The organism is Parvibaculum sp. (genome assembly GCF_002684405.1).
Taxonomy (GTDB): Bacteria; Pseudomonadota; Alphaproteobacteria; order Parvibaculales; family Parvibaculaceae; genus Parvibaculum.
Genome location: NZ_NYVD01000046.1, coordinates 1 through 9,523, shown reverse-complemented (window position 1 = coordinate 9,523; position 9,523 = coordinate 1). Strand labels below are relative to the sequence as shown.

Here is a 9,523-nt window from a genome sequence, read left to right as displayed (position 1 = left end):
GGCCAGCACCCGCATGTCGCGGAAATTCGCGGCGAGGGTCTCTTCCGCGGCCTCGAAATCGTGAAGGACCGCGAGACGCTGGAATGCTTCCCCGAGGACGCCGCCGTGGCAGGCCGCGTTGTCGCGGCAGGTCTCAAACAGGGCGTCTTCTTCTATGGCGGCGGCACGGGCGCGGTGCGCGACATCGTCTGCGTCGGCCCCGCCTTCATCGTCTCCGACGCCGAGCTCGACCGCATCGCCGAGACGCTCAAGGTCGCCATCGACAAGGCCGTGGAGAGCGCGAGCAAATAAGGTTCCGGGCGATCCCCAAAAGCACATTGTCACCCCGGGCTTCGTCCCGGGGTCCAGGGGCTGCATGACAGAACGCTTGTCGCCCCTGGATCCCGGCACAGGGCCGGGATGACATATTTCATTTGCCGGAAGCGCTGCATCGCGCATCCCTTCTTGATGCGCTTGTCGTGATTCTGCCCTACCCTTTCCTCATCAACGGGAGGTGGGCAGATGGCGACGAAACATCCGACACGGCGGAACATCCTCAAGATCGGCGGCGGCATCACGCTTGTCGCAGCGGGCGGCCTTCTCTGGCGCGCGGAAGATCGCGGCGTCTTCACCCATGGTGAAGGGCCGGCCTATTCCGCCTGGGGAATGTGGAACGCACCGGAGTATAAAGGCACGCCCTTTGCCCTTGTCGCGGCGGCGGTGCTCGCCTCCAATCCGCACAACACGCAGCCCTGGTATTTTCGCGTCACCGACACATCCGTTTCGGTGGAGGCGGACCGCGCGCGCCATCTCGGCTCGATGGACCCTTATCTGCGCGAAATGCATATCGGGCTCGGCTGCGCCATCGAGAACATGATGCTGGCCGCCCCCGTCAATGGATTTGCCGCCACGCCGGAATTGCAGACCGGATCGCTTGCGGAGGATGCCTCCCGCTCGGGCCGTTCGCTCGCGGCCATCATCCATCTGGCCAAAACCGATCCGGCATCCGAACCGTCCCCTTTGCATGACGCCATCGCGCGCCGACATACCGATCGCGGTCCTTATGACCACGACCGAAACCTGCCTGACGGATTTACCGGCGGGCTTGCCTCACTCGCAAACGGTATGCCGGATGTGCATTTGCGTTTCATCGCCGACGGCGATGCACGCGAGCGCATCGACTCCGCGATCGTCAATGCGACGACGGCTATCGTCGCGGACGACGACATGTTGCATGACAGCAATGTCTGGTTTCGCAACGGGCCGGACGACATCGAGAAGCACAAGAGCGGGATCACGCTCGACACGGCGGGCATGCCGCCGGGCATCCTCGCCGCGGCCAAGATGTTGCCGCCTCTCTCCGCCGAGACGAGCCATCGGGCCTGGCTCAATGCGACGCAGGATGTGCATGTGCCGTCGGCGGCAGCAATGGGCGTCATCGCCGTCGCCGACCGTCACGACATCAAATCGTCTCTGGAAGCGGGGCGTCTCTGGCAACGCATTCACCTGACGGCGGCGCTTGCCGGTGTCGCCATGCAGCCGCTCAACCAGCCCGTCGAGATGGCCGACCGCGACAAACAGCTCGGCCGCGCACCCGACTGGGAAAAGCGCATATCGGCATTTTCGGATGAAGGCTTCGAGCCCACCTTCTGCTTCCGGATGGGCATGCCCACGCGCCAGGCCCCGGCAAGCCCCCGCCGCCCGGTGGACGAGGTCAGCGAGACCGCCTAGCGCCCGCCGCCGTTGCGCGCGGCGAAATCAAAAGACGGCGTCATCCCGGCGAAAGCCGGGACCCACTCAGGCGACCTTACGCCTCGCCGTCATCGTCCATCGGGCCGCTCTCCACATCATGCGCGGGCTTCTTCATCTCGACGGGCTTCGCATCGCGCGCAGCGACCACCTCGTCGGGCGAAGGCGGCAGCGTTTCCACATAGATGGAGCGGCTGGGGAAGGCGAAGCCCGTGCCCGCGCCCTCGACGATCTCCTTGATCTTCAGGGCGAGCCGTTCCTTCACCACCAGATATTCCGACCATTTGGTGGTGTAGGTGAAGCAATAGACCATGATGTCGATGGAGGACGCGCCGAAACTGTCGATCCGCACGAGCTGGGCCGCCAGATCGCCCGGCACGAAGTCCTTGTCGTTGTCGATAAAGGCTTCGATCTCGTCGCGGATCTTCTGAAGCTGCGCGCCGGTGGTGCGGTATTCGACGCCGATCACCCAGGAGATGCGCCGATAGGTCATGGCGGAAAAATTGATGACCGAATTGTCGGCCAGCGCCTGGTTCGGCACATAGACGGGCGCCTTGTCGAAGCGGCGCACCAGCGTGGACCGGAAGCCGATCTTTTCGACGAAGCCTTCCACCACCCCGTCGACCTTGATCCAGTCGCCGAAGGAAAAGCGTTTTTCGATGAGAACACTCAATCCGCCGATGAGGTTCTTGAAAAGGTCCTGCGCCCCCAGCGCCACCGCGACACCGAACAGACCGAGACCGGCGATGATCGGGGCGACCTGCACGCCCCATATCTGCAACACGGTCGCCGCGCCGAGCAGCATCATGGCGACGCGGGCGCTCGTCACCACCCAGTCCATGATCTCGTTCGTCAGCAGGCGCTGCAATCTCGACAGCCCCCGGCCGATCGGCGTCACCGCATTGTGGAGCAGCCAGAAGATCGCGACGGCGATGAAGGAGCGGTTGAGGTTTTCGACGATCACCGCCGCCGTACCGCTAAAGGCGAGATATTCGGTCGCAAAGAAAAAGCCCAGCGCCACGAAGAGGTAGCGCATCGGGTCCTTTACCGCCTCGACGAGATAATCGTCGATTTCCGTCTCCGTCTTTTGCGACCAGCGCATCGCCGCGCCGAGCGCGAAACGGGTGAAGAGCCCGCGCAGGAAAAAGAACAGCCCGAAAATAATCAGCGCGACGAGGATGCTGCCGATATCGACACCATAGATGCCGTTCTGCCAGACGGATTTGGTCAGTTCCCAGTATTCCTGAAAGTCGCTCGGGATCGACTGGATCGAGTCCATGCTCCGCCCTGCCTTGTCTGTTTAGGTTATGCCGGCTCCGGCGCGCGTTCGCGCGTGGCGCTGAAGGTCACATCGGGCCAGCGCTCGCCGGTATAGTTCAGTTCCCACGGACTTTTCGCCATGAAGACGGGCGCCCCATCCCGGTCCGTCGCCATATTGCCGCGATGGGCCTCGAGGAAGCGTTTCAGTTCCGCCGGATCCTTCGCGCTCACCCAGCGCGCCGTCTGATAGGGCGACGGCTCGAAATGGACGTTGATGTCGTATTCGGCCTTGATGCGCGAGGCGAGCACTTCAAGCTGAAGCTGGCCGACGACGCCGATCACCCAATTGGCGCCGATCTCCGGCTTGAAGACCTGCGTCACGCCCTCTTCGGCCAGGCTTTCCAGCGCCCGGCGCATGTGCTTTGCCTTCATCGGATCGTCCAGGCGCACGCGCTGGAGGATTTCCGGCGCAAAGTTCGGAATGCCGGTGAAGGTCAGCCCGTCCACTTCCGACAGCGTGTCGCCGACGCGGATCGTGCCGTGGTTGGGAATGCCGATAATGTCGCCCGGATAGGCCTCGTCGAGAATTTCACGGTCCTGCGCGAAAAACAGGATCGGGTTGTGCACGCCGATGGCCTTGCCCGTGCCGGACTGCTTCAGCCGCATGCCGCGTTTGAACTTGCCCGAGCAGAGCCGCATGAAGGCGATGCGGTCGCGATGGTTCGCATCCATATTCGCCTGCACCTTGAAGACGAAGCCGGAGACCTTGCCTTCGGTGGGCTCCACCACGCGGTCGGTCGCGTTCTGCGCGCGCGGCGTCGGGGCGAACTTCACCACCGCGTCGAGCAATTCGCGCACGCCGAGCTTTCGCAGCGCGGAGCCGAAATAGACCGGCGTCAGATGGCCTTCCCGATAGGACTCAAGATCGAAGGACGGGCTCGCCTCCCGGGCAAGCTCCATCTCTTCCAGGAATGTCTCCAGTTCCTCCGGCGGGACATATTCGCTGATCGAATTGCCGCTGAGGCTCGCCGGTTCGTGCTGCGCGCCCTCGCTGCCCGGCTTTTCATAGGGCACGAAGCGGTCGTTTTCCGGATCGAAGATGCCGCGCAACAGACCGCCCATGCCTGCGGGCCAGATCATCGGCACGGTGTCGAGCGCGAGCTTTTCGGCGATCTCGTCCATCAGCTCGAACGGGCTCACGCCTTCGCGGTCGATCTTGTTGATGAAGGTGATGATCGGCACATTGCGCAACCGGCAGACCTCGAAAAGCTTCAGCGTCTGCGCCTCGATGCCCTTCGCCGCATCGATCACCATGATGGCGCTGTCGGCGGCCGTCAGCGTCCGGTAGGTGTCTTCGGAGAAGTCTTCATGGCCCGGCGTGTCGAGCAGATTGCAGATGATGCCCTGATATTCGAAGGTCATCACCGCGGACGACACCGAGATGCCGCGATCCTGTTCGATCTTCATCCAGTCGGAGCGGGCGCGCCGGTTGTCGCCGCGCGCCTTCACCTGACCGGCGAGCCGGATCGCCCCGCCCTTCAGAAGCAGGTTTTCCGTCAGCGTCGTCTTGCCGGCGTCGGGATGGGAGATGATCGCAAAAGTGCGCCGTTTGGCGACCTGCGCTTTCACATCCTGGTCGGCGCCGGGCCGGGGCTTGGCTGGTGCCTCGCTCATTCTGTCTCCAGAGGAATTCTGCGGACCGAAGGGAAATCCGGCGGTCCATCTTTGGCGCGGAACCTAACCGGTTTACCGGCATCGGCCAAGTGCACCGCGACGTTATGACAACTGCCCTCGGATGGGCGTTGGGTGCAGTTTTCAGGCATCGACATTTTACGAATTGAGGAGACACCCAAATGGCAACAGCCAGGGAAATAATAACCCCCCATATCGACGCCGCGCTCGCCGAGGCGGCGGAGCAGAAGATCTCCACCGACGCCATGGCCCGCATCATGTTCGAGAAGGTCCTGCGCATCTGGCGCGAGACCCGCGATCCGGACGACATCATGACGGAACTGCGCGAAGCCGCCGATCATCTCGATCCGGACGAAGACTTCATGTTCATGCGGCCGTAAAGGCTGCACGCCCCGTCCTGGGGATGTTCATGCGGCCGTAAACCCAGTCTTGTCATTGCCGGACCGTGACCCGGCAATCCAGCGCAATGTGTGCCGTAGGCCTCATCTGGATGCCCGGATCAAGTCCGGGCATGACAATTTTCTTTGGCTTTTGAAACCCTACCCCACAGGTTCCTGCAGGAAATGGCGGCCTTCCCGGTCTTCGATCTCGACCACCCAGATGTCGGGATCGAAGCTCCGCTGCCTCTCTATATAAGCATCCGCCTCCGGCTCCGGCACCGGCGCGCCCTTGGGCGAGCGGATCCAGATGAGCTGCCCGTCCCCGTCGCGGGCGGGGCCGAAGACGCTGGCCATGCCGTCCAGCGTGTTGAGCTTGACCAGTACCGTGCCCGAGCCCGCGTCGCCGCGCCGGACCACCATGGCGCTCGCGCCGTTGAGTTCGCAGCGGCGGATGAGCGCCTTCACCCAGATTTCCGCCTTCAGGCGCGGGGCGGCGTCCATCACGAAACGGCCGTTTCAGGCAATACCGGCCCCGTGTCGTCCGCCGCATCGCCCGCTATGTCGTCCGCTGTCTTCATCATATTTCGTTTTTCCACTTTGCGGGCAGCCGGGCCGCGCATTAGACTCACGCATCAATTCCATAGCACCGGCAGGCGTTCCGGGGGAATGACCTGGAGGGAACAAGCTGATGAACGGCAAGTTGCGTTTTCTTGCACAGGCGAGTGCGGTCGCTCTTTTTGCGGCCAGCCTCGGCGGGTGCTTCGGCCAGACCGGCGACAAGACGGCAGCGTCCACGCCCGCGACGTCAATCCGGACCCCGGCCTCCGACACGGCCAGGGACACGCGCAGTCTTGCGGAACTGGCCGAGGCGGTCCTTGCCGACGGCAAGGAACTCGGCGTGCCGCTGCCGCTTCCCGCGCCGGCTCATGGCGGCGTTGCCGTCGCTTCCATCGATCCCTCGGCGGGCCTGAGTTCGCTCCGTCCCAATGCGCCCCGGGCCGCCACCGGCAATGCGCTGGCCAATTACCGCGCCGGGATCATCTGGGCGTCCTCCAACCCGCTCAAGACGCCCCGCAATGTGCGCAAGGCGCTGAAGCAGCTCAAGATCACGGACCCGGTGCCGCTGGCGGCCAACTGGCTGAACGAACAGGCCGACATCGCCCGGCATAACCGCGCCTTCGCCGATGGCGTGCGCGGCCAGCTTCGCGCGCGGGGCAAACAGGAACTTCTCGCGCTGATCGCCAGCGATGTGGGCTATGTCTTCAATATCCCCGGCGCCGGCGAGGCGATGGCCGATGTGGTTTCCCATGTCGGTACGGAAGACAAGGCGCTTTCAGCCCTTTCCACCCGTCTGCGCGACAGCTCCTATGCCATGCAGCGCTCCAAATGGGGCATGATCGAGCCGCTGAAGCTCGAGACCGCGCCGGTCAAAACGGCCTCGGCCTCCTGGACGGACAAGCTGAAAGGCATCGCGGCGGAACTTTCGCCGGTCACGACCGCTCAGGCCTATTCCGTCTCGGTGATGCATCAGATCATGGCGACCGCCGCGCGCGGGATCGTCGATCCCGATCAGCCGGTCGAGGTTTCGGCCAAGGGCTCGGACACGGCCCGTTGCGTCAACTGGGCCCGTCTCAACCTTGCCCAATGCATCGCCGCGGCGCATTTCCCCTCGGAAGAGGCCTATTGCACCGGCAAGCATGCGGTGGAGGAAGTCCGCCAGTGCTGGGCCGCGGTGCTCCCGCCTTCCGGCAACTGAGGGGCTCCTTACCCGCGCCGTCGACAAAACCGACACTTCCGGATTTCGTTCACCGTGCTTCCCATGGAAGCGCGGTGGATCCGTTTGCCCGTCCGGGGAGACCGTGCGGGGCGCATTATGGTTAGCACCTGAGCTATCTGTCCCAATAAAATCCATTTTTCTCAAAATAAAACACTTCATTTTATAAGTCAGAATATGTGACAGATATATTTCACCTTCTATAGCTCCGGATAGTCGTATGAGTTATTTGTAAAGACCACTCTCCCTTACAGTAAAAACACAAAAAACCACGGTATTAGCGTTGCCTCATCCGCCGGGGCGGGTATTCCTGCGTCGCACCTGCCCGGGCCGCCTCATTTCACCGATTGCGGACCTCCCTTTTCGGATCGCCGGGCAGCTTCGCAAAACAGGCAACCACCGAAACGGCCATCGCCGTTTCGTTTCATAAGAAGGCTCAAGGATGAATAAGGTACTCCTTGGCTGTTTGTGCATTGCACTCCTTGCGGGCTGCAAGGACAACAGCTCTCCTCCCCCCACCTCCGGAACCAGTTCTCTGGGGCTCGAACTTTCCGGCACCGAAGGTCTGGTCACCACCCTGGCGGGAAGCGACCTGCTCGGCTCCGAAACAGGCACCGCAGGTGCCGTCAACGACCTGCTCGGCGGCACCAACCCGCTCATGGAACAGCTCCAGCCGGTCATGGAAGCCCTGCAACCGATCGGCGTTCCCCTCGACGAGCTTGTCGAGGGCAGCCTCAACCCCGCCCTTGCGCAACTCTCCGATCCCGGCCTCGGCGCATCCGGGCCCGACAGCCCGCTCACCCAGCTTCTGGGCGGCGACATCCTTGGATCGCTGGTCGGCACTGAGGAAGGCACCGTGCCGGTTATCGTGGCAGGCACGGATGGCGGCATTCTCGGCGCGCTCCTGTCGCCGGTCACCGACAACCTGCCGGCAGAGGCTTCGCTCGCCCCGGTCACCCAGCCGCTGATCACCGCGCTTTCCGGTTCCGGTGCCGGCGACCTCGGCGCCCCGCTATCGCCCGTCACGGATCTGCTGAATGGCGGCAGTGAAGGTCTTCTCGGCAATCTGATCCCTGCCGGGAACTGACCCAACGCCAATCCGGCCACCTGCTATCTCAAGGCCCCGCGCTCCCCGCGCGGGGCCTTTTTCTTTTCCGGTTCTTTTCCGGGCCTGCCTGGCCGCTATTTCAAATTTGAATAGATTTCGCCCCGTTTTTTAGAAAACCTTGTGTCGAATTTGATCTGTGTTTTCGACAAAGTTACATAAAACTCGACAATAACTTTAAGAAGAAACGACAATTTCTATAGTTATGACACTCACCATACACAGTGTTGTTTTGTCTATTTGCCGAAATAGGACGTTTTTTACTTATCCAATTAAGGCCCTGTCTACGGTCTACGCCCTAGGTTTGCTCTCAGGCACCCGCCAAGCGGGTTTCAAAACTAAGGGTGGTACCGATGTTTTCGTTTCTTCTAAGAGCAGCTTTCTGGATTACCGTGCTCGCCTTCCTCTTGCCGTCGGCGGGCAATCTCACGGCCTCGAACACACCGCAGCAGGAAACCGGCTTCACCAATGCCGCATTGGCAAACGGAGAGCCGGCCGGGCAGACCGAGCCCGAGATGGATGCCGGCGAGGCGCTGACGCTTGCGGCGAAGTCGGCCAATGATGTGCTTGGCTTTTGCGACCGCAATCCGGAGGTCTGCGACCGCAGCAGCGCCGTCATCGATCACGTCATCAACCAGACGACCTATTACGGTGGACAAATCTTTGTCTGGCTGACCGACAAGGCGCGGGAAACGAGTGCAGAAGGCAAATCGCGGGCGGCGGCGCAGCCGGAAAAATCCGACACGGACACGCAGCACCAGGCGCCGGCCTATGCGGTTCCCGCCGCCCGCCCCCCTCAACTAATGACGGGAGCCTGAGCGCCACCACCCCTCAGGCCGCCGTCATGACCGGGCACCTAGGAATCCCGGTCAACCAGCGCCCCGTCCGTTCCACGGACGGGGCGTTTTGGTGTCTGCGGCCCGCGCGCTTGTGTCCCGCCGCCATCATGGCTATGTCCTTAGCCGGACATGAATTTTGCAGGCGACAGCGAGCTGGCATGAGCGCGGAAGAACTGATTGAGGATTTTGCCTTTCTCGACGACTGGGAAGAGCGCTATCGCTATGTCATCGAACTGGGCAAGGAACTCCAGCCGCTGACCGACGAAGAGCACTCGCCGGAAAACAAGGTCACGGGCTGCGCCAGTCAGGTCTGGCTGGTGCGGGAACTTCGCGAGGGCGACGACGGCAAGCCCCGCCTCGTCTTCCGCGGCGACAGCGATGCGCATATCGTGCGCGGCCTCATCGCCATTCTGCTGCGTATCTTTTCAGGCAAGACGCCCGAGGAGATCTCGTCGATCGATGCCCGCGAGATCTTTCAGAAACTCGGCCTCAACGAGCATCTGAGCCCGCAGCGCTCGAACGGGCTTTTCTCCATGGTCGCCCGCATCCAGGCGGATGCCAAAGCCGCCACGGCCTAACCCACCCCGTAATGCTTTGCCAGCCGGGCGAGTGCGATCTGCAGCACGACTTTGCCCGAGCGCGGCGGCCAGCCGAACCGGCGTTCCACCGCTTCAAGCCCTTCAAGCTCGCAGCATAGATAGTAGAGCGGCTCGGCAAGTCCCGGGCCGACCGCGGCCAGCGCGCG

10 protein-coding genes and 1 pseudogene are annotated in these 9,523 nt (G+C 62.6%); 7 read left to right on the top strand and 4 right to left on the bottom strand.

From position 1 onward, the window contains the following. Positions 1-291, top strand: a pseudogene (locus tag CMI59_RS04105) (aspartate aminotransferase family protein); the annotation flags it as partial. A 210-nt stretch (positions 292-501) separates the two neighbouring features. After that, positions 502-1,710, top strand: a complete 1,209-nt coding sequence (locus CMI59_RS04100; protein WP_293325130.1) for a hypothetical protein — start codon at positions 502-504, stop codon at positions 1,708-1,710. Between the two features lie 76 nt (positions 1,711-1,786). Here CMI59_RS04100 and CMI59_RS04095 read toward each other — a convergent pair whose 3' ends face one another. Next, positions 1,787-3,007: a mechanosensitive ion channel family protein gene (locus CMI59_RS04095; RefSeq protein ID WP_293325127.1), complete on the bottom strand. Its 1,221-nt coding sequence runs from the start codon at positions 3,005-3,007 to the stop codon at positions 1,787-1,789. Positions 3,008-3,033: 26 nt separating this feature from the next. Continuing rightward, positions 3,034-4,662: a peptide chain release factor 3 gene (locus CMI59_RS04090; protein WP_293325124.1), complete on the bottom strand. Its 1,629-nt coding sequence runs from the start codon at positions 4,660-4,662 to the stop codon at positions 3,034-3,036. 179 nt (positions 4,663-4,841) lie between these two features. Here CMI59_RS04090 and CMI59_RS04085 point away from each other — a divergent pair, with 179 nt between their 5' ends. After that, a complete protein-coding gene (locus tag CMI59_RS04085; protein WP_293325122.1) occupies positions 4,842-5,060 on the top strand; it encodes a hypothetical protein in 219 nt (72 codons plus the stop codon). Between the two features lie 159 nt (positions 5,061-5,219). On the opposite strand, the gene CMI59_RS04080 is transcribed toward CMI59_RS04085, so the two are convergent. Continuing rightward, positions 5,220-5,561, bottom strand: a complete 342-nt coding sequence (locus tag CMI59_RS04080; protein ID WP_293325119.1) for a DUF1491 family protein — start codon at positions 5,559-5,561, stop codon at positions 5,220-5,222. 187 nt (positions 5,562-5,748) lie between these two features. On the opposite strand from CMI59_RS04080, the gene CMI59_RS04075 reads away from it, so the two are divergent. The 4 genes from CMI59_RS04075 (at position 5,749) to CMI59_RS04060 (ending at position 9,356) form a co-directional block, all read left to right on the top strand. Beyond that, positions 5,749-6,816, top strand: coding sequence for a hypothetical protein (locus CMI59_RS04075; RefSeq protein ID WP_293325116.1), 1,068 nt, complete (start codon positions 5,749-5,751; stop codon positions 6,814-6,816). Positions 6,817-7,276: 460 nt separating this feature from the next. Next, a complete protein-coding gene (locus CMI59_RS04070; protein WP_293325114.1) occupies positions 7,277-7,921 on the top strand; it encodes a hypothetical protein in 645 nt (214 codons plus the stop codon). Positions 7,922-8,292: 371 nt separating this feature from the next. Then, positions 8,293-8,757, top strand: a complete 465-nt coding sequence (locus tag CMI59_RS04065; RefSeq protein WP_293325111.1) for a DUF5330 domain-containing protein — start codon at positions 8,293-8,295, stop codon at positions 8,755-8,757. 179 nt (positions 8,758-8,936) lie between these two features. Then, positions 8,937-9,356 (top strand): SufE family protein, encoded by a 420-nt coding sequence (locus CMI59_RS04060; protein WP_293325108.1) that lies wholly within the window; start codon positions 8,937-8,939, stop codon positions 9,354-9,356. On the opposite strand, the gene CMI59_RS04055 is transcribed toward CMI59_RS04060, so the two are convergent. Beyond that, on the bottom strand, positions 9,353-9,517 hold the full coding sequence (locus CMI59_RS04055) for a DUF6456 domain-containing protein (RefSeq protein WP_339614142.1): 165 nt from the start codon (positions 9,515-9,517) through the stop codon (positions 9,353-9,355). The genes CMI59_RS04060 and CMI59_RS04055 overlap by 4 nt on opposite strands. Positions 9,518-9,523 lie beyond the last annotated feature (6 nt).

Bases quoted from the DNA above. Each gene is read 5' to 3' on its own strand.
- CMI59_RS04060 (WP_293325108.1), top strand. From the start codon at position 8,937: ATGAGCGCGGAAGAACTGATTGAGGATTTTGCCTTTCTCGACGACTGG.
- CMI59_RS04065 (WP_293325111.1), top strand. From the start codon at position 8,293: ATGTTTTCGTTTCTTCTAAGAGCAGCTTTCTGGATTACCGTGCTCGCC.
- CMI59_RS04100 (WP_293325130.1), top strand. From the start codon at position 502: ATGGCGACGAAACATCCGACACGGCGGAACATCCTCAAGATCGGCGGC.
- CMI59_RS04070 (WP_293325114.1), top strand. From the start codon at position 7,277: ATGAATAAGGTACTCCTTGGCTGTTTGTGCATTGCACTCCTTGCGGGC.
- CMI59_RS04095 (WP_293325127.1), bottom strand. From the start codon at position 3,007: ATGGACTCGATCCAGTCGATCCCGAGCGACTTTCAGGAATACTGGGAA.
- CMI59_RS04085 (WP_293325122.1), top strand. From the start codon at position 4,842: ATGGCAACAGCCAGGGAAATAATAACCCCCCATATCGACGCCGCGCTC.
- CMI59_RS04080 (WP_293325119.1), bottom strand. From the start codon at position 5,561: ATGGACGCCGCCCCGCGCCTGAAGGCGGAAATCTGGGTGAAGGCGCTC.
- CMI59_RS04090 (WP_293325124.1), bottom strand. From the start codon at position 4,662: ATGAGCGAGGCACCAGCCAAGCCCCGGCCCGGCGCCGACCAGGATGTG.
- CMI59_RS04075 (WP_293325116.1), top strand. From the start codon at position 5,749: ATGAACGGCAAGTTGCGTTTTCTTGCACAGGCGAGTGCGGTCGCTCTT.